Source organism: Streptosporangium sp. NPDC051023, assembly GCF_040689595.1.
GTDB lineage: Bacteria > Actinomycetota > Actinomycetes > Streptosporangiales > Streptosporangiaceae > Streptosporangium.
In genome coordinates this window covers 52,339-71,641 of record NZ_JBFBCE010000039.1, presented here as the reverse complement: position 1 = coordinate 71,641, position 19,303 = coordinate 52,339, and the positions used below count along the sequence as shown (strand labels likewise).

Sequence of the window (19,303 nt, the reverse complement as noted above, 5' to 3'; positions counted from 1 at the left end):
CCGCTATATCCCGCTATAGAGGGGGCGGGTCACACGTGGGGAAGAACCTCTGCGGCGATCAGCTCCAGCTGGTCGAGGTCCGACAGGTCCATCACCTGCAGGTAGACCCGCTCCGCGCCAAGCTCGGCGAGCTTACCGATCTTGTCGACCACCTCGGCGGGGGTGCCCGCGAGACCGCTCGCCCGCAGGGCGGCGAGGTCCTGCCCGGCCGCCTCCGCGCGGCGCGCAAGCTCGGCGTCCCCGGTGCCGACGGCGACGGCCTGCGCGGCGGAGAACACGATCGGCCGGTCACGCCCCTGCGCCTCACACGCCTTCCTGACCCGGTCGAAGGCCACGCCGGTGTCCCCCAGGGTATGGAAGGGCAGGTTGTACTCGTCGGCGAACCGCGCGGCCAGGCGCGGGGTGCGCTTGGCACCGAAGCCACCGATGATGATCGGCGGCCTGGGGCTCTGCACGGGCTTGGGCAGGGCAGGCGAATCCGCCAGCCGGTAGTGGGCGCCCTCGAAGGAGAACGTCTTGCCCACCGGCGTGGTCCAGAGCCCGACCAGGATCTCCAACTGCTCCTCGAACCGGCCAAAGCGCTCGCTGACCGGAGGGAAGGGGATCCCGTACGCAACGTGCTCCGCGTCGAACCAGCCGGTGCCGAGGCCCAGCTCGACCCGGCCGCCGCTCATCTGGTCCACCTGGGCCACGCTGATCGCCAGCGGCCCCGGGAGCCGGAAGGTGACGGGGGTGACCAGAGTGCCGAGCCTGATCGTGGAGGTGTCCCTGGCCAGGCCCGCCAGGGTTATCCAGGCGTCGCTCGAGCCGGGCCCCGGGTCGCCCTTGCGGATCCGCATGTAGTGGTCGGAGCGGAAGAAGGCGTCGAAGCCCAGCCGTTCCGCGGCCTGGGCGACGCTCAGGAGCTCGTCGTAGGTGGTGCCCTCTTGCGGCTCAGTCATGATCCTCAACTTCATGAACACCATTATCCGGGCACTCCGGACGGCATCCATAGAAAGCCAACGGCGTGGCGGAACACTTGCTACCGTTCAGACCTCCGGTGCGCAAAGTGACCGTTCAGGCACCCATCGCCACCGTTCTGTGCCGTCGAGGAGGTGGATCCCATGTCGGTGGCGACAGAACGCCCTGCCGCGCGCCGTGTCCGCGAGCCCGGCACCCCGCCGGGCTCCCTCGTCGCGCTCGCGTCCCTCGCGCTCGTCGCCGGGACCGGCGCCGCGCTCTGGCTGCTGCCCTCGGGCATCCCCGGACCTCCTGCGCGGGCCTGGCATCCGGCTCCCGCCGCTCCCCCGCCCGGCGCCAGACCCGCCGCCGCCGGCGCGCCCGGACGGATCTCCCGCCCCTCCGGCTTCGTGACGTTCGTGGACGCCGCGGGGGATCCGCCCTTCGCGCTGCCCGAGGCGGTCTCGCGTGACCACGTCCGCTGGTTCACCCTGGGGCACCTCACCGCGGGAGCGGACGGCTGCACCCCGGGGTGGAGCGGTCACGGAGAGCGGGACGGAGAGCGGGACGGAGCCCCCGTCGCGAGCGGTCTGGGCCGGTTGCGCGCGGCGGGCGGCGACGCGGGGCTCGCCTTCGGCGGCCCCTCTGGCCGCGAACTGGCCACGACCTGCACCGACCAGAAACGCCTCGTCGAGGCCTACCGGCGGGTGGTCGGCGCCTTCGGCGCGGGCTACATCGACTTCGAGATCAGGGAGCGGGGCGACGAGGCGGCCGTCCTGCGCCGCGCGGACGCCATCGCGACCCTCCAGCGCGAGGGCGCCGCGGCGAGCAGGCCCCTCACCGTGAGCTTCACCCTGCCCGCGAACGGGAGCGGCCTGAGCAACGGCGACCAGGAGATGCTCAGGACCACCCGGGACCGCGGGGCCGAGATCTCGGCGGTCAACCTCCTCGTCCCGATCCGGGGCGGCCACGCGGGCCGGTCCCGGCTGCGGCCGATCGCCTCGGCCGTTCAGGCGGCCCATCCCCAGATCACCAGATCACTGGGCGGGTCCGGCACCTGGCACCGGATCGCCCTCTCCCCCGTCCTGGCCGGTTCCGGCGATCTGACCTCAGCCGACGCGCGCAGGCTGGTCGCCTTCAGCGCCCGCAAGGGGATGGCCTGGCTCTCCACCAGGGGCGCCTCCCCCTCCTCCGGCGTGTCCCGCCTCCTGACGAACCTCGCGCGCTAGACAGGCGCCCCCCACGGGGTTATACGTGGGTTATAAACCGTTAATAACCCCACAGAGGAGACATGCCGAAGATCAACGTGTATCTGCCCGACGAGCTGGCGGAGGCGGTCAAGGTGGCGGGGGTGCCGGTCTCCGCCGTCTGCCAGCGCGCCCTGGAGCAAGCCGTACGGCGCATCACCGCGATCAGGGAAACCGGGCTGAGCGCCCCCGACCTCGACGACCAGAGCGCCCGCTTCGCCAACTTCACACCGCGCGCCCGCACCGTGATCAAGCTCGCGGTCGAGGAGGCACGCGCGGAGGCGACCGCCGCGGTCGGCACGGAGCACCTGCTCAGCGGCCTGCTGGCGGAGGGTGCCAACCTGGCCCTGCACGTCCTGCGCGCTGTCGAGATCGACCCCGGGCAGGTACGGCGCGAGCTGGACGCCCTCGACCGGGAAGGCGCCGCGCCCGGCGGTCCTGCGCTGCGCTTCAGCGGGTCCGCGGCGGCCGCGCTCGAACTGACCGTCACCGACGCGATCGCCCTGGGGCATAACTACATCGGGTGTGAGCACCTGCTCCTCGGCCTGATCTCCGAACTGGACGGGGCCGCGGGCCGCATCCTCAGGGGGCTCGGTGCCGAACCGAGGCTGACCCGCCGCGCCGTCACCGCCGCGCTGGCGGGCTACGTCCACCTCAGGGCACAGGACCGGACCGCGACGGCTCCGGCCCCCGGCGGTTCGGACGAGACCCTGTCGGCCGCCATCCGCCAGGAGCTGCGGCCCGTCCTCCAGCGCCTGGAACGGCTCGAGGAACGGCTGGGCCCGGGCGGGGAGACCTGAGATCGGGTCACCTGTCCCAATCCCGGCGTCCCCGGCACCGTCACGGAGATCGCCCGCGCGCCGTACGGCTCTCATCGCCCCGGGCGTGGCCCGCTGCCGCGCCAACCGCAAACGCATCCTCGCCAAGGGCGAGACCGAGCTCGGCCGCCCCTGTACGGTGTCGGGAACACATTGGCGTTGGTCTCGTGAGGAGCCTCGATGATCACCATCGAGCAGGCGCAAGCACATCTCCCCGTCGGCACCCGGGTACGGCACTGGGTCCACGACAGGCTCGGTGCGGTCACCGCAGGCCAGAGCGACAAGGCGGGCGCCGAGAGACCCTATGACACCGATCGGGACGGCGTGTGCTGCTCAATCCACGTGCAGTGGGACGAAGGCCGCGCCGAATGGGTTGGCACCGGATGGCTGGAGAAGGTCATCGACGGCGAGCCCGACGAGACGGTGCAGGCGATCAACGCGGCGATGCGAGAGGTGATCCTCACCCTGGATCCCGAAGAGCACGACAGGCATGCCATCAAGATGGCGTTGTGGATGGCCTACGTCGGCGACCGTGAGGACCTGCAGCGCTACCTCGCGAGGTGCACCCCGGAGAACCTGGAGAAGCTCGCGGCAGGAGGGCGGCTCCTCGCCGAGGAGGCGCGTGCGATCCAGGATCACCCGTCACCGCTTGACACCTGATCCGCGCGAACGCCCGCGCGTGATCAACTGATCGGCCGTACACGCGGCGTGGACGGCGCCGCGGAAGGCCGCCAAGGGGTGACTGCGGCCCCGGGTCCGGGAGCCCGTCCGCGCCCCGGGCCCGGGATGCCCGTCCGCTCGCTGCGCCTTCAGCTGATGTACACCTTGAAGCGGTAGCCGACCGTAGCGTTGCCGTAGCAGGGGCCGGTCGGGTCTCCGATCGGGATGACGATGTCCCGCTCCGCCTGGCACTTTTCCAGGGTGGGGTAGGGGCCGTACACGACCACCCAGTACTCACCGAAGACGTGCGTGCTGGTCTGGGGTGCGGCGACGGCGGGTGTCGCGCCGGTCAGGACGGTGGCGCCCAGCGCCGTCATGAGTAGGGTCGCGGCGGACAGTCGGCGGATTCTCATGCGGGTGGCTCCTTGCGGCTGGGGAGGAGAACACCTTCAGAGGATCATCGTCTGCCAGGTCTGAGGACCTCTCGGTTCCCCATATTTCGGCCGCATGGTCCGCCTGTTCGCCTCGCATAACGACGTCCGCCTCTTCCCGCGTCCCTCCGGCTCGGAAGAGGCCCCGCATCAGGGGGTTCTTCCTTACGAGAGCCCGCCCTCCCCGGCCGGAGCTCTGCGGGCGATTGGGCAGGGTATGCGTTTCCCTGGCGTAGAACAGCACCGCAAGTACTACCTTTTCGAGTGTCTGGATGGGCACACCAACACCTTGAGCCTTTGGGCGTACGCAGAGATCACCTCTGCTGAGCGACGGCAGTTACTTAAGGCCCGTGGGGCCGATGAACTACAAAGACTGTGTGGCGAGATCCTCACGTCGCGTCCGTTCACAGCGGCCGTAGCGATCGACTTCAAGGTGGAGTTGGCCGCGATCGCCGAGACTCAACGTGCTCCTGCTCCGCCTCCGGTGAAGGCGGCGACGAAGGCGATCACCCGCAAGGCGGACTCCGTACGGGCCGTACAGGAACTAGCTGCCTGCCGAACGGTCTCATCGCCCCTGCCAGGGGTCGCAACAGCGTTCCCATGCGCGTGTCCGCGAGCACGCTGACACATGATGAGTCGCACAACTCCCGGTCAGAGGCTAGATCGAGTCGCTGACCAGGAGCGCCACACACTCCACGTGGTGGGTCATCGGGAAGGCGTCGAAGGCTCGCAGGTCGGCGAGGTGGTAGTCGTGGTCGCCGAACCAGGCGAGGTCGCGGGCCAGGGTCGCGGGGTCGCAGGAGACGTAGACGATCCGGCTCGCGCCGAGGGCCGAGAGGCGGTCGACGACCTCGCGGCCGAGACCGGCGCGGGGCGGGTCGACGACGACCAGGTCGGCGCGCTCGATGCCGAAGTGGTCGAGGGCGTTCTCGACGCGACCCCGGGCGAAGCGGGCCTGGGGAAGGTCGCGGAGGTTTCGCTCCGCGTCGCGCACGGCCACCGACTCGGACTCGATGCCGAAAACCGCCCCCTCGGGGCCGACCGCCTTGGCCAGGCCCGCGGCGAACAGGCCGACGCCACAGTAGAGGTCGAGGGCCCACTCCCCCGGCTGTGGGGCGGCGAACTCCATGACCGTGGCGAGCAGGGTCGCCGCCGCACCGGGGTGAACCTGCCAGAAGCCGCTTCCCGTGACCTGGAAGTCGCGCTCACCGACGCGCTCGACCAGGTGGTTGCGGCCGTGGACGACCCGGGTGTGCCCCCTGCCCTCGTCCACGAAGACGGCCACGCTGGTGTCGAGGTCGGGCACGGCCACCGTACGGCGCGGCTTGGGAGCGACCACGACGGCCTGGTCCCCCGTGTTCGAGACGATGACCTCGACCGAGGAGGCGTTACGCCAGTTCATGACCTCGGCGCCGACGTTCTCCACCTCGGGGTGGGCGATCAGGCAGGCGTCGACCGGCTCGACGTCGTGGGAGCGGTGACGCCGCAGGCCCAGGACTCCCTCACGGTCGACGGCGAACTGGACGCGGGTACGCCAGCCCAGGCCGTCCGGGGCTCCGGGCACCTCCTCCACGATGCCCTTCCACTCGATCCCGGCGAGCCGCCTCAGCTGCTCGGCGACCACCTCGCTCTTCAGCAGGCGCTGGGCGTCAAGGGAGGCGTGCTGCCAGTCGCATCCCCCGCAGCGGCCGGGGCCCGCGAACGGGCACGGCGGGGTCACCCGGTCCGGGGAGGGGTCAAGGATCTCGACCGCGTCGGCCCGCAGGAACCTGGAGGTCTCCTCGGTGATCTCGGCGAGCACACGCTCTCCGGGGAGCGCGTGCCGTACGAAGATCACCCGGTTGTCATGGCGAGCGACGCACCAGCCACCGTGCGCGACGGGTCCCACATTCAGTTCGATCGCCATCGCCATGCTCCCAGGTTTCGTCGTCGGTCACGCCTCCCCGCGGTCAGGAGTACATACGAAAGGTTATGCCTTGGCGTCTTGGTCCCGGGCCATCTCGTTCCTGGCCGCCTCGTGGCGGGGGCGGCGAACCGCGCCGGGAGCGGAAGGCTCGGGACGGCCCTTGAGGCGGTCAGAGGAGTGCAGCTGCCAGGGCACGCTGGTGACCATCACACCGGGCTGGAAGAGCAGGCGGCCCTTGAGCCTCAGCGCGCTCTGGTTGTGCAGCAGGTGCTCCCACCAGCGGCCGACGACGTACTCCGGGATGTAGACGGTCACCACGTCGCGGGGAGAGCGGCGGCGCAGTGACTTGACGTACTCCAGGATCGGCCGGGTGATCTCGCGGTAGGGCGAGTCGAGCATCTTCAGCGGGACCGGGATGCCCCTGCGCTCCCACTCCTCTTGCAGCGCCCGCGCCTCCTCGCCCTCGACGCCGACGGTCACCGCCTCCAGCGTGGAGGGCCGGGTGGCGCGGGCGTAGCTGAGGGCGCGCAGGGTCGGCTTGTGGATCTTGGAGACCAGGACCACGGCGTGGTTGCGGGCGGGCAGCATCGACTCGTCCACCTGGAGGTCTTCGGCCACGGCCAGCTCGGCCGCCACGTTCTCGTAGTGGCGGTGGATGCCCTTCATGGTCAGGAACAGCACCGGCATGGCGACACAGACGATCCACGCGCCGTGGGTGAACTTGGTCAGCAGCACGACCACCAGCACCACGCCGGTCATGACGCCGCCGAAGAAGTTGATGACCCGCGAGCGCCGCATCTGCGCCCTGACCTTCGGGTCGGTCTCGGTCTTCAGGTGCCGGGTCCAGTGCCTGACCATGCCGGTCTGGCTGAGCGTGAACGAGACGAAGACACCGACGATGTAGAGGTTGAGCAGACGGCTGACGTCCGCCTGGAAACCCCACAGCAGCAGGCAGGCCCCGGCGGCCAGGATGACGATGCCGTTGGAGAAGGCCAGCCGGTCGCCCCGGGTGTGCAGCTGCCTGGGCAGGAAACGGTCCTGGGCCAGGATGGAGCCGAGCACGGGGAAGCCGTTGAAGGCGGTGTTGGCCGCCAGGAACAGGATCAGCGCGGTGACCGCGGCGATGGCGATGAAGAACAGCGACCCGTTGCCGAAGACCGCGTCGGCGACCTGGGCGATGATCGGCTGCTGGTAGTAGTCGGGCCCGGCGGGCTTGCCGTTGATGAGCACGTCGTGGGCGACGCTCGCCGGGTCGGCGAGCTTGACGCCGGAGGCCAGGCCGAGCGCGATGATGCCGGCGAACATCGTCACCGCGATCAGGCCCATCATCAGCAGTGTGGTCGCGGCGTTCTTGCTCTTCGGCTTGCGGAACGCCGGGACGCCGTTGCTGATCGCCTCGACGCCGGTCAGCGCGGCGCAGCCGGAGGAGAAGGCGCGCAGGATCAGGAACGCCGCCGCCAGGGAGGTCAGGTCGGTCTGCTCGGCCACGATCTGGTAGTCGGCCGTCGGCGCGCGCAGCTCGTCGCCCAGGACGAGCAGCCGGAAGGCGCCCCAGGCGACCAGGCCGATGACCGAGATCATGAAGGCATACGTGGGGACCGCGAACGCCGCGCCGGACTCGCGGATGCCGCGCAGGTTGACCAGCGTCAGCAGGACGACGATGGCGATCGCGACCAGTGGCTTGTGCTCGGCGACGTAGGGGATGGTCGCGCCCACGTAGTCGACACCGTTGGCCACCGAGACCGCGACGGTCAGCACGTAGTCGACCATGAGGGCGCTGGCGACGGTGAGACCGGCGTTGCGCCCCAGGTTGACCGTCGCCACCTCGTAGTCGCCGCCCCCGCTGGGGTAGGCGTGCACGTTCTGCCGGTAGGACGCGACCACCGTGAGCATCACCAGGACGACCGCGATGGCCACCCACGGTGCGAAGTGGTAGAACGAAAGTCCGGCGATGGAGAGGATGACCAGGATCTCCTGCGGCGCGTAGGCGACCGAGGAGAGCGCGTCACTCGCGAAAACGGGCAGCGCGATGCGCTTGGAGAGCAATTGCTCATGTAACTGCGTGCTGCGCAGCGCGCGCCCGATGAAAAGGCGCTTGACGAGGTCCGTCACCTTTGACACGTCTGCCGATGCTAGTCCCCATCCATACGCCCCGCTGACGCGGCACTCCCAGAGCGGGCCATACTGACTAGGTACACAGGGACAAGATCCGCCTCAACGCGAGCGGCGGGGGAGCATGCATATCGTGATCATGGGGTGTGGCCGGGTCGGTTCGACTCTGGCGCACATTCTTGAGGACAGCGGCCACTCGGTCGCGATCATCGACCGGGACCCGCAGGCCTTCCGCAGGCTGCGGGCCGGTTTCCGGGGGCGCCGGGTAACCGGGATCGGCTTCGACCGGGACGTCCTGGAAGAGGCGGGCATCGAGTCCGCCGGAGCCTACGTGGCGGTCAGCAGCGGGGACAACTCCAACATCATCTCCGCCAGGGTCGCCCGCGAGACGTTCGGCGTGGACAACGTGGTCGCCCGCATCTACGACTCCCGGCGCGCCGAGGTCTACCAGCGCCTAGGCATCCCCACCGTCGCCACGGTGCGCTGGACCGCCGACCAGATCCTGCGCCGGGTCCTCCCCGAGGGCGCGGAACCGCTGTGGCGTGACCCGACCGGCTCCGTCGTGCTGGCCGAGGTGGCCTACCACCCCGGCTGGATCGGCACCAGAAGCAAGGACCTGGAGGAGGCCGCCGCCACCCGCGTCGCGTTCATCAACAGGATGGGCGAGACCCTGCTGCCCAGGAACGACTCCGTGGTGCAGGAGGGCGACCTCCTGCACGTCATGGCGGCGGAGAACGACATGGAGCGCATCAACAAGGTGCTCTCCGGGGCTCCGGAGGAGGGTCACTGATGCGTGTCACCATCGCGGGTGCCGGAGCCGTTGGGCGGTCCATCGCCGCCGAGCTCCTGGAGAACGGCCACGAGGTCCTACTCATCGACATCGACCCGAAGGCCATCAAGATTGACACTGTGCCGCGGGCGGAGTGGCTGCTCGCCGACGCCTGCGAGATCTCCTCCCTGGACGAGGCGGGCCTGGCCGACTGCCACGTGGTCGTCGCCGCCAGCGGCGATGACAAGGTCAACCTCGTCGTGTCGCTGCTCGCCAAGACCGAGTACGGCGTGCCGCGCGTCGTGGCCAGGATCAACCACCCCAAGAACGAGTGGCTGTTCAACGAGTCGTGGGGCGTGGACGTGGCCGTCTCGACTCCGCGCCTGCTGAGCGCGCTGGTCGAGGAGGCGGTGAGCGTCGGTGATCTGGTCCGCTTGATGACCTTCCGTCAGGGGCAGGCCAACCTGGTCGAGCTGACCCTGCCGGAGGACGCTCCGGTCGTCGGCCACCGCGCCGGTTCGGTGCCGTGGCCCGCCGACACCGCGCTGGTCGCGATCCTGCGGGAGGGCCGGGTGCTGGTGCCCAGCGCCGACGACCCGCTTGAGGCGGGCGACGAGCTGATGTTCGTGGCCACCCAGGAGGTCGAGGAGGAGCTGGGGCGGCTGCTCTCGCCGCACCACCGCTCGGTGAGCTGATCTCCCCCGGTCTCGGGACTCCGCCCTGGGCACCGGTCCCGTACGGCACGGCCGTACGGGACCGGCCCTTCAGAAGCCGGCGCTCATGAAACAGGGGCACTCATGAGACGGCGCTCATGAGACGGCGGGCCTGACCGGGGTTCGGCCTCTGGCCAGCAGCCAGACCATGGCGCCGAGGCCCGCGACCTGCAACGGCCAGCCCATCACGATCTTGAGGATGCCCAGCTCGGCGACCGCGTCGTTCCCGCCGATGAGATAGACGGGAAGCTGCACGGCAACCCGCACCATGCAGGGGATCATCAGCATCCAGGTGAGCTTGGAGCACAGGCGCACGACGGCCGGGTCAGCGCGCCAGGCGGTCGGATCGCCGGTGACGGACCCGATCAGGAAGCCGACCACCGGCCACCGGACGACGATCGACAGCAGCATCGCCACCGCGTAGCCCGCGTTGTAGAGGATGCCGGGCAGGAACACGTCCCTCGCCTCACCGGTGCGGGAGGCGAAGAACGCGCCGATGCCGATGCCGACCAGGCTGTTGAGCACGAACTGCGGCGTCGAACGTTGCAGCACCCGCACGAGCAGCAGCACCACCGCGGTGGAGACGCTGACGATCAGCGACATCCTCAGGTCGGAGGTGACAATCCACATCAATGTGAAGGCGATCGTGGGCACGGCGGCCTCGATGATGCCGCGCACGCCGCCGAAGGCCTTGGCGAGTTGCCCGCGCATCGCCGCCTCGACCGTGACGTGCGCGGTGTTCTCCTCGGTGGTGCTCATCTTCTCGCTCACCGCTCCGTGGTCGTCAATCGCTCACGCACCGCTCGCCGGGCGTAGCTCGTATCTGGGATTGAACATCACCTTGCGCCCGTCCTGAAGACTGACGAGCCCTTCGGCGAGCACCATCCGGCCCGGCTCGATCCCGGCGATCCTCCTGCGTCCGAGCCAGACCAGGTCGATCACATCGGAACCATCGTAAAGCTCCGCCTCAAGGGCGGGCGCGCCTCCACGGGGGCGCAGCGTGACGGTCCGTAGCGTACCGGTTACGCAGAACCGGCGCCGCCCGCCGCACGAGACGATCGGCGTCGCGCCGTGACGATCGAGGTCCTGCTGGAGTTCGCTGGCCTCCAGCTCTGCCTGGCTCGTCGTCAGCCGCCGGAAGAAGCCTCGAAATCCGCCCTGTTTATGCGGTTCCTGAGAACCCACGACCTCTCCTTCACATACGTGTTGAATCAGCGTACGCGATCCCTCACGTCAGCGAATCTCCGCGATCTCGGGACCGCGCTCGAAGGGCTTGAGATCGGGCACGTCCCCCTGGGCCGCGTGCTGCTCGACCGCCTGCCTGGCCTCGGGCGGAAGCCGCAGCTCGATCGCCTCCTTCGGGGCCATCGGCTCGTCCCCACGGACCACGACGATGTCGCGGACGACCCCCTCCAGGGTCGCGGCGACCTCCTCGTCGAGCGCGGCACGACCGCTGATCACGGCACGGAGGAACCAGCGCGGCCCGTCAACACCGATGTAACGCACCGGCTGCCGGTCCGCCTCGTCCGTGGGGACCTGGGCGGCCAGCTCGACGCCGAACGGCCCCTCCCGCTCCTGCGCCGTGCCGCCCGCGCCCCGCACGCCCTCCGCGAGATCGGCGCGAACCTCGTCCCAGATCCCGCTGCGCTTGGGCGCGGCGAACGCGTGCACCTGCAGGGCGCTCTCCTCGAACACGACCACCGCACCGACGATCTGGTCTCCAGCCAGGTTGAGCTGCACCTCGAAACCCGGGTCGACCGGCAGGCGCAGGCCCCCGAGGTCGACTCGCTCACGCTCCGGGTACGGCTCGCCGGAGTCCCACGGGCCGGAGCGGCGCGTCTGGGTCTCCTCCACTGCCTCTTCCCGCTCGGTCCGCCCGGCCTTCTCTGCCGGGGCCGCGGGCTCCTCGCGACGGCGACGTCCGAACACTTCCCTCACACTCCTTGAAAGTTCACTGGGGCTCGCCTCCGGTCCTCGCCCAACGACCGGCCGCCCCGCGGGAGGACAGCTCCCGCGGGGGCCGCGGCCGTTCGACGGGTCTCATGGGGTTCGCCTCCTCGTCAGCGGCCGGTTGACCCGAACCCGTTGGCGCCCCGCGCCGAACCGGGCAACCGGTCCACCTCATGGAACACGGCCTTCTCGACCCGCTGGACCACGAGTTGCGCGATGCGGTCTCCCCTGCGCAGCTGTGCCGCGTTCTTGGTGTCCGTATTGAGCAGCGTCACCCTGATCTCGCCCCGGTATCCCGCGTCCACGGTGCCGGGCGCGTTCACAAGTGTCACGCCGTGCCTGGCGGCGAGTCCGGAACGCGGATGGACGAACGCGGCGTATCCGTCGGGCAGGGCGATCGCCATGCCGGTGCCGACCATCACCCGCTCCCCTGGGAGCAGTTCGACGTCCTCGACGGCGTAGAGGTCGGCGCCGGCGTCACCGGGGTGGGCGTAGGACGGCATGGGCAGATCGGCGTCGAGCCGGTGGATCAACACCTCGACTGTGCCGGTCACGGGTTCACCTCGTCATCGTGGTGCTCATCAACGATTGCCTGGACGTCTCCGTGGTCGACGAAGCGCTCCATGCCCACCTCGGCGAGGGGCATGGCAGCGCGCACGACGGCCGGGCCGTCCGGGGAGCCGATCCACCCCTCAGCCTCAAGGTACGCCTTTCGCCCCGGCGCGGCGGGACGCCAGGCGCGCCGAAAACACAGACGCGGGGTGGCGCCGTCCTGGACGGACGCGAGACGGACGGTGGAACGGGTCACGGGGCAGAACGTTACCCCCTGTGCTGCGAGGACTCCTCATCCGCGGGCAAGATCGGCCCGGCATGCCCGGCTTGCCCCGGCTGCCCGCCGGGACCGGCCACCACGGCGCCCCCATCTGCCTCGGACGACGACGGGGCCGAAGGGGGCACGGGAGGCAGGGCGATCGGTGGATCGGCCATGAGTTCGGGGATCGCCCGGTAGATCACTGCGGCGACCGGAACCGCGACCGCGGCCCCGGCGATGCCCGCGACGATGCCACCGACGGCCAGCACCAGGATGATCGCCAGCGGGTGGAAGTTCAGCGCCCTGCCGACGATCAGCGGCTGCAGGACATGGTTCTCCAGCTGCTGTTCGACGATCAGGATGCCGAGGAAGATCAGGGCGTAGATAGGGCCCTTCGCCCCGAGGGTGACCAGGGTGGCGACGCCTCCGGCGAAGAAGATGCCGACGATGGGGATGAAGCTGGCCAGGAAGATCAGCACGGCGAGCGGCGCCCAGAGTGGAACCCCCATCCCGGCGAGCACGATGCCCATGACCACGCCGTGCACGGCGGCGACCGCCACGGTGCCCTGCACGTAGTGCGAGAGGGTCACCCAGGCGACCCGCCCCGCCTTGTCGATCCGAGGCGCGGCGGAGCCGAACGCCTTCAGGAACCACTCCCAGATGCGGTCGCCGTCCTTGAGCAGGAAGAAGGTGACGAAGAGCAGCAGCACGATGGAGGCAAGCACCTCAAGCGCGACCGTGGCGCCGGTGAGGACGGTCTGGGTGATCTGGTTGCGCTGCGCGGTGAGCTGCGTGGTGATCTCGTCGATCCACGAGGTGAGCTGGGTCGGCTTCAGATGCAGCGGCCCGGTGTAGAGCCACTGCTCGACGGTCTGGGAGGTCTTCCTCACCTGGTCGACCAGGCCGGGGAACTCGTCGTTCGCCCGCAACCCGATGAACCAGCCCGTTCCGCCTATTACCGCGAACGCCACCAGCAGGGTGATCCAGGTGGCGTAGATCGGCCGGACGCCCACCGCCTTGAGCCTGCGGGTGACCGGGAACAGCAGCGCGGTCAGCAGCAGCGCGACGGCCACCGGCAGGACCACGATGTGTAACGTCGCGATGAACTGCGCGAAGTAGAACACGGCCCAGCCGATGGCGATCAGGCAAAGGCACCAGACCGCCACGCGGAGCAGCGTGCGCGGCACGAGGTTCATCAGACGTTCCCGATCAGAGATCACGCTTCCAGACTGTCACGCCACGGCCTGTTACGCGCATGGTTATCGCCCGGACATGTAAAGCACGGCCACCAGGAGCGCACGCGCGGCTGGGGGACCCGCCCGGCTCGGGTGGCCGGGTCCCCCAGCCCGGGCGGATCAGCGCTCCTCAGGCGGCCGGGCGATCACCCTGTCGTCGAGGTAGCAGTCGCAGTTGCCGCAACCTGGGATCATCCTCTCCTCCTCACCTGCTCGTGCCTCGACCGTACGGCAGCGGCGCCGGACGAAAAGGACAGATTCGTGTGCGCGGCCAGGCCGTGGTCAGGGCTGTGGGTCAGGTGCGGTCAGGCTGCGGTCAGGCGAGGGCGACCTCGACCAGCAGGTCGCCGTCGCCGGGCTGGAGCACGAACTCCTCCACGGCGCCGGCGCCGCACAGGTCGTCCTGCGCCTGCCGTACGAGGTCGGCCAGGCCTCCGGTCACGGTGAGCCGGGCGACCTCGGCACGCATCGAGAGCCTGGCGTCCGACTTGGCCCTGCGGACGTGGCCGAGCACTGCCGCCACCGCGGGGAGCAGTTCGGTCGCGCCCCCGGGCCCGCCGTCGGACCCGGCGCCGAGGCGGGCGGCCTCCGGCCAGGCCGCGCGGTGCACCGAGCCCTCGCGCCACCAGGACCAGACCTCCTCGGTGACGAACGGCAGGAACGGGGCGAACAACCTGAGCATGACGTCCAGCGCCCGGCGCAGCGCGGCGTGCGCCGAACGCGCGGGGGCGCCGCCCTCGTAGGCCCTCGCCTTGACCAGTTCCAGGTAGTCGTCACAGAACTCCCAGAAGAACCGCTCGGTCCGCTCAAGAGCGCGGGTGTAGTCGTAGGCCTCGAACGCCTCCGTCGCGTCGCGGACCACCTCGCCGAGTCGGGCCAGCATCGACAGGTCGATCGGCTCGGTGACCTCACCGCCGTCCTCACCGAGCCCCAGGACGAACCTGGAGGCGTTCAGGATCTTGATCGCCAGCCTGCGGCCTATCTTGATCTGGCCCGTGTCGAAGGCGGTGTCTGTTCCGGGACGGCCACTGGCCGCCCAGTAGCGGACCGCGTCGGAGCCGTACTGCTCCAGCAGGCCGAGCGGGGTGACCACGTTCCCCACCGACTTGGACATCTTCTTGCGGTCGGGGTCGAGGATCCACCCGGAGATGGCGACGTTGCGCCAGGGCAGGGTGCCCTCCTCCAGGTGCGCCCTGACCACGGTCGAGAACAGCCAGGTACGGATGATCTCGTGGGCCTGCGGGCGCAGGTCCATCGGGAAGACCCGCTCGAACAGGTCCTCATCCCACTGCCAGCCGCCCGCGATCTGCGGGGTCAGCGAGGAGGTGGCCCAGGTGTCCATGACGTCCGGGTCGCCGGTGAAACCCCCCGGCCTGCCGCGCTGTTCCTCGGTGTAACCCGGCGGCACGTCTGTCGCGGGGTCCATGGGCAGCGTGGACTCCTCCGGCAGGATCGGCGCGGAGTGGTTGGGCTCCCCGGCCTCGTCCAGCGGGTACCACACCGGGATCGGCACGCCGAAGAACCGCTGCCGGGAGATCAGCCAGTCGCCCGCCAGGCCCTCGACCCAGTTGTCGTAGCGGACCCTCATGTGCGGCGGGTGCCAGGACAGCTCGCCGCCGCGCGCCAGGAACGCGTCCCTGAGCGCGCGGTCCCGGCCGCCGTTGCGGACATACCACTGGCGGGTGGTGACGATCTCCAGGGGCCGGTCGCCCTTCTCGTAGAACTTCACCGGGCGCTTGATCGGGCGCGGCTCGCCCTCCATGTCGCCGGACTCGCGCAGTAGCTCGACGATCCGCTCCCGGGCTCCATGCACGGTCTTGCCCGCCAGCTCGGCGTACGGCTCCGCCGGGATGCCCTCCGGCGCCTCGGGCAGCAGCCTTCCGTCCCTGCCGATGACCGCGCGGGTCGGGAGGTCCAGCTCACGCCACCAGGTGACGTCGGTGACGTCGCCGAAGGTGCAGATCATGGCGATGCCGGAGCCCTTCTCCGGCTCCGCAAGGCGGTGGGCCAGCACCGGCACCTCGACGCCGAACAGCGGCGTCCTGACCGTGGTGCCGAACAGCGGGCGGTAGCGCTCGTCGTCGGGGTGGGCGACCAGCGCGACACAGGCGGGCACCAGCTCGGGGCGCGTCGTCTCGATCCAGACCCGCTCGCCGAACCCCGTGGCCCGCTGCTCGGGCGACAGGGCGAAGCCGAGCCGGTGGAAGGCGCCGGGCCACTCCCTGTCCTCAAGCTCGGCCTGGGCGACGGCCGTACGGAAGGTGACGTCCCACAACGTCGGGGCCTGCGACAGGTAGGCCTCGCCGCGGGCGAGGTTGCGCAGGAACGCGCGCTGGGAGGCGGCGCGTGCCCGCCCCTCGACGGTCGCGTAGGTCAGCGACCAGTCGACCGACAGGCCGAGACGGCGCCAGAGCTCCTCGAAGGCCTTCTCGTCCTCCAGAGTGAGCCGCTCGCACAGCTCGATGAAGTTGCCGCGCGAGACGGGGACCTGGCGTTTCGCGTCGGGCTTCGCCGGCGGTTCGAACTCCGGGTCATAGGGGATGGAGGGGTCGCAGCGCACGCCGAAGTGATTCTGCACCCTGCGCTCGGTGGGCAGGCCGTTGTCGTCCCAGCCCATGGGGTAGAAGACCTCGCGCCCGCGCATGCGCTGGAAACGGGCGATCGTGTCGGTGTGGGTGTAGGAGAAGACGTGGCCGACGTGCAGGGATCCGGAGACGGTCGGCGGCGGGGTGTCGATGGAGTAGATCTCCGCCCGGGTGCGCGACCTGTCGAAGCGGTAGGTGCCCTCGGCCTCCCAGCGGGCTACCCATACAGCTTCCAGGCCGTCGAGAGAGGGCTTCTCGGGCATGGGCGCATGGCGCAGTCGCTGTTGTGTCATGCCTCCCTATGGTATGGCGTCACGTGGTGCCGCGCTGGAGGAGACTAGTGTTCTTGTCCAGAGCGAAAAAGAAGGGGAGGGAGCCACATGGCCGAAAAAACCGAGAAGCAGGACCTGGCGTGGCGGGCCATCGGCGGCCTGGCGGGGCTGGTGACGGCCTGGGCCGCGAGGAAGGCCATCGGGTTCGCCTGGGAGAAGACGACCGGCAAGAAGCCTCCCGTGGACAACGAGTCGCTGGACATCAGCCTCGGCGAGGCGATCGGCTACGCCGTGGTGATGGGGGTGGGCATGCAGGTCGCGCAGATCGTGGTCGCCCGTACCGCCAAAAAGCGCTACAACGCGTGGAAGGCGGTGAGGGACACGGCGAAGGAGGTCTCCGCCTGACGTCCCCCACCGGCGGCGGGCCCCGCCGCGCCCCTGGACGGGGCAGGCCGTACCCGCCGCGCCGTACCGCGGGCCAGGACTCCCGGGTCAGGCCTCCAGCGAGGCGAGGAACTCCTTGGCCCAGCGGTCCACGTCGTAGGTCGCGACCCTCCTGCGCAGCGAGCGCATCCGGCGCGACAGGTCGTGCGGCGTGGCCCGCATCGCGGCCAGCATCGTCCGCTTGAGCCCGTCCACGTCGTAGGGGTTCACCATGAACGCCTGCCGCAGTTCGTCGGCCGCCCCGGCGAACTCGCTGAGCACCAGGGCGCCGCGCAGGTCGTTGCGGCAGGCGATGTACTCCTTCGCGACCAGGTTCATCCCGTCGCGCAGCGGGGTCACCACCATCACGTCCGCCGCCAGGTAGAGCGCGGCCAGTTCCTCGCGGCCGTAGGACTGGTGCATGTACTGAACCGGCTGCTGGCCGAACTCGCCCTGCTCCCCGTTGATCCGGCCGACCTGCAGCTCGATCGAGTCACGAAGGCGCATGTACTCCTCGACGCGTTCCCTGCTCGGCGTGGCGATCTGCACGAACGCCGCCTCCCCCGGCTTGATCGAGCCCTCGGACAACAGCTCGCCGAACGCCTTGAGGCGCTGGCCGATGCCCTTGGTGTAGTCGAGCCGGTCGACGCCGAGCAGCATGCACTCGGGGTCTCCCAGCTCGGCGCGGATCTCCTTGGCCCGTTCGATGATGTGCGGCTCGCGGACCAGGGAGTCGAGCTCCCCGAAGTCGACCGAGATGGGGAACGCCGCGGCCCGCACCACGCGGTCCTCCACGTAGATCTCGTTCTTGTGGTGCTGGAGACCGAGCAGGCGGCGGCAGAGCCTGATGAAGTTCGACGCACCGCCGGGGCGCTGGAAGCCGACCATGTCGGCGCCGAGCAGTCCCTCGACGATCTCCCTGCGCCACGGCAGCTGCGAGAACAGCTCGACCGGCGGGAACGGGATGTGCAGGAAGAACCCGATGCGCAGGTCGGGGCGGAGCCTGCGGAGCATGGCGGGGACGAGTTGGAGCTGGTAGTCCTGGATCCATACGACCGCGTTCTCCGCCGCCTCCTCCGCCGCGGCCCTGGCGAAGCGCTCGTTGACGGCGCGGTAGGCCTCCCAGGTGACGCGGGAGTAGATCGGGGTCGCGACCACGTCGTGGTAGAGGGGCCAGAGCGTGGTGTTGGAGAAGCCCTCGTAGTAGAGCTCGACCTCCGACTCCGACAGCGGCACGGGGATGAGGTGCATGCCGTCGTGGTGGAACGGGTCGAGATACTCGCCGGACGCGCCGTGCCAGCCGATCCACGCGCCCTCTCGGCGCTGGAGGACGGGGGCGATGGCGGTGACCAGGCCACCGGGGCTGCGCCGCCACATGTCGTCACCCGCGCGGTCGACGGGGAGGCGGTTTGCGACGATCAGAAACGAGCTGCGGCCCTGCACAAAATCCTCCAGGTAGTCGGACTACTCCTAACAACTACCCAATTCGGACGTTTCTATGACTTACCGGGTGGAAGTGACCGATTAATTCTTAGATCAGCCCTGACCGCCGCAGCGAGCTTCCTTGTGGCGGCCCGGTTGAGGGCCCCACCTGCGACGGCGCCGGTGAGGAAGGGGCCGAGGGTGGTCAGATGCCGGCCGAGGGTACGCATCAGCCGGTTGCGCAGCGCCGTCTTGGTGGCCGCGCCGAGCGCGATGCTCACCGTTGCGGGAGAGAGGGGGTCGACGCCGCGTTGCTTGGACCACGCGCCCACGAAGACCATGGCCCGCTGGGCTCCCGTGCCCTCCACATGGGCGCCGTAGACCTCGTGGAGCTCGGCGAGGAGCTTGACCTCGATCGCGGCGACCACCAGGGTCTCGGCCACGAGCTGGGCGGGGGCGGACAGCAGCAGGGGCGGGGTGACGAACTCCGCCGCGGCCAGGGCGCCGCCGATGGCGCCAACCGTCATGGTGGCCTTGGCTGCGGTTCGCACGAGATCGTCCGCCAGCGCCTCCGAGGTGAGGCCGTGATGATGCCTGGAAAGGGTGGCCAGGTCGCGGATGGGGATGCGGGGGGCGACGGCGGTGAACACGTCGGCCAGCCATCGGCCTCGACCGACCCCGCTCTCCTTGGCCTTCCTGGACCCCCTGGCCAGGACGGCGGTCAGGCGGCCGAGCAGCTGCCGCCGCTCGGCGCCATCGATCTCGCCCGGTTCGGTGAGCCTGCCGACGAGCTCGGCCACCTCCTGGTCGGAGGTTTCAGCGTGCCGGTCCGGCTCGCCGGTCATCCCGGCCTGCGCCTCACGGTCCGCCGTTCCTGCGCTGCCCGCAGGTGCGCCGGCCGACTCCCCGGCCGTGGAGTCGTCCGGCTCAGCACCGGTCTGTTTGTTCTCTGACGTCATGTCGCGGAACCTCCTCAAGGCTGTCCTGGAGCCCTACCCGTCGATGGAAGG

At 70.0% G+C, this 19,303-nt stretch carries 19 protein-coding genes; 6 read left to right on the top strand and 13 right to left on the bottom strand.

Going from position 1 to position 19,303, the window contains the following annotated elements:
* Positions 1-29 precede the first annotated feature (29 nt).
* Positions 30-956, bottom strand: coding sequence for an LLM class F420-dependent oxidoreductase (locus AB0395_RS25365; RefSeq protein ID WP_366284540.1), 927 nt, complete (start codon positions 954-956; stop codon positions 30-32).
* A 147-nt stretch (positions 957-1,103) separates the two neighbouring features.
* Here AB0395_RS25365 and AB0395_RS25360 point away from each other — a divergent pair, with 147 nt between their 5' ends.
* From AB0395_RS25360 to AB0395_RS25350, 3 genes are all read left to right on the top strand, one after another.
* Positions 1,104-2,168, top strand: coding sequence for a hypothetical protein (locus tag AB0395_RS25360; protein ID WP_366284538.1), 1,065 nt, complete (start codon positions 1,104-1,106; stop codon positions 2,166-2,168).
* 62 nt (positions 2,169-2,230) lie between these two features.
* Positions 2,231-2,986 (top strand): Clp protease N-terminal domain-containing protein, encoded by a 756-nt coding sequence (locus AB0395_RS25355; protein ID WP_366284536.1) that lies wholly within the window; start codon positions 2,231-2,233, stop codon positions 2,984-2,986.
* Positions 2,987-3,184: 198 nt separating this feature from the next.
* Positions 3,185-3,664, top strand: coding sequence for a hypothetical protein (locus AB0395_RS25350; RefSeq protein WP_366284534.1), 480 nt, complete (start codon positions 3,185-3,187; stop codon positions 3,662-3,664).
* A gap of 149 nt (positions 3,665-3,813) precedes the next feature.
* On the opposite strand, the gene AB0395_RS25345 is transcribed toward AB0395_RS25350, so the two are convergent.
* From AB0395_RS25345 to AB0395_RS25335, 3 genes are all read right to left on the bottom strand, one after another.
* A complete protein-coding gene (locus AB0395_RS25345) occupies positions 3,814-4,077 on the bottom strand; it encodes a hypothetical protein (protein ID WP_366284531.1) in 264 nt (87 codons plus the stop codon).
* A gap of 676 nt (positions 4,078-4,753) precedes the next feature.
* Positions 4,754-6,001, bottom strand: coding sequence for a class I SAM-dependent RNA methyltransferase (locus AB0395_RS25340; protein WP_366284529.1), 1,248 nt, complete (start codon positions 5,999-6,001; stop codon positions 4,754-4,756).
* Positions 6,002-6,064: 63 nt separating this feature from the next.
* A complete protein-coding gene (locus AB0395_RS25335; protein WP_366284528.1) occupies positions 6,065-8,122 on the bottom strand; it encodes an APC family permease in 2,058 nt (685 codons plus the stop codon).
* Positions 8,123-8,237: 115 nt separating this feature from the next.
* On the opposite strand from AB0395_RS25335, the gene AB0395_RS25330 reads away from it, so the two are divergent.
* Entirely contained in the window at positions 8,238-8,903 is a 666-nt protein-coding gene (locus AB0395_RS25330; RefSeq protein WP_366284525.1) for a TrkA family potassium uptake protein, read from the top strand.
* Complete coding sequence (locus AB0395_RS25325; RefSeq protein WP_366284522.1) at positions 8,903-9,577, top strand: TrkA family potassium uptake protein; 675 nt, start codon at positions 8,903-8,905, stop codon at positions 9,575-9,577. The genes AB0395_RS25330 and AB0395_RS25325 overlap by 1 nt, the downstream gene beginning before the upstream one ends.
* Before the next feature lie 114 nt (positions 9,578-9,691).
* On the opposite strand, the gene AB0395_RS25320 is transcribed toward AB0395_RS25325, so the two are convergent.
* The 7 genes from AB0395_RS25320 to valS form a co-directional block, all read right to left on the bottom strand.
* Positions 9,692-10,354: a DUF3159 domain-containing protein gene (locus tag AB0395_RS25320; RefSeq protein ID WP_366284579.1), complete on the bottom strand. Its 663-nt coding sequence runs from the start codon at positions 10,352-10,354 to the stop codon at positions 9,692-9,694.
* A 33-nt stretch (positions 10,355-10,387) separates the two neighbouring features.
* Positions 10,388-10,780 carry an OB-fold nucleic acid binding domain-containing protein gene (locus tag AB0395_RS25315; protein WP_366284519.1) on the bottom strand — a complete coding sequence of 131 codons (393 nt, stop codon included), beginning with the start codon at positions 10,778-10,780 and terminating at the stop codon, positions 10,388-10,390.
* Between the two features lie 48 nt (positions 10,781-10,828).
* Positions 10,829-11,524: a DUF3710 domain-containing protein gene (locus tag AB0395_RS25310; protein WP_366284518.1), complete on the bottom strand. Its 696-nt coding sequence runs from the start codon at positions 11,522-11,524 to the stop codon at positions 10,829-10,831.
* Between the two features lie 131 nt (positions 11,525-11,655).
* Positions 11,656-12,099 carry a dUTP diphosphatase gene (gene dut / locus AB0395_RS25305; protein ID WP_366284515.1) on the bottom strand — a complete coding sequence of 148 codons (444 nt, stop codon included), beginning with the start codon at positions 12,097-12,099 and terminating at the stop codon, positions 11,656-11,658.
* Positions 12,096-12,353 carry a hypothetical protein gene (locus tag AB0395_RS25300; protein ID WP_366284512.1) on the bottom strand — a complete coding sequence of 86 codons (258 nt, stop codon included), beginning with the start codon at positions 12,351-12,353 and terminating at the stop codon, positions 12,096-12,098. Before AB0395_RS25300 ends, dut begins: the two co-directional genes overlap by 4 nt.
* A gap of 11 nt (positions 12,354-12,364) precedes the next feature.
* Positions 12,365-13,576, bottom strand: coding sequence for an AI-2E family transporter (locus AB0395_RS25295; RefSeq protein ID WP_366284510.1), 1,212 nt, complete (start codon positions 13,574-13,576; stop codon positions 12,365-12,367).
* 331 nt (positions 13,577-13,907) lie between these two features.
* The gene (gene valS / locus AB0395_RS25290) at positions 13,908-16,469 is read right to left on the bottom strand and encodes a valine--tRNA ligase (RefSeq protein WP_366284508.1); all 2,562 of its coding nucleotides are present in this window, start codon (positions 16,467-16,469) and stop codon (positions 13,908-13,910) included.
* 87 nt (positions 16,470-16,556) lie between these two features.
* Between valS and AB0395_RS25285 the strand changes: the two genes are divergently transcribed.
* Complete coding sequence (locus AB0395_RS25285; RefSeq protein WP_366284505.1) at positions 16,557-16,853, top strand: DUF4235 domain-containing protein; 297 nt, start codon at positions 16,557-16,559, stop codon at positions 16,851-16,853.
* Between the two features lie 87 nt (positions 16,854-16,940).
* Here AB0395_RS25285 and AB0395_RS25280 read toward each other — a convergent pair whose 3' ends face one another.
* Positions 16,941-18,314 carry a trehalose-6-phosphate synthase gene (locus AB0395_RS25280; RefSeq protein ID WP_366284502.1) on the bottom strand — a complete coding sequence of 458 codons (1,374 nt, stop codon included), beginning with the start codon at positions 18,312-18,314 and terminating at the stop codon, positions 16,941-16,943.
* 53 nt (positions 18,315-18,367) lie between these two features.
* Positions 18,368-19,252, bottom strand: a complete 885-nt coding sequence (locus tag AB0395_RS25275; protein ID WP_366284500.1) for a hypothetical protein — start codon at positions 19,250-19,252, stop codon at positions 18,368-18,370.
* Positions 19,253-19,303: the final 51 nt, after the last annotated feature.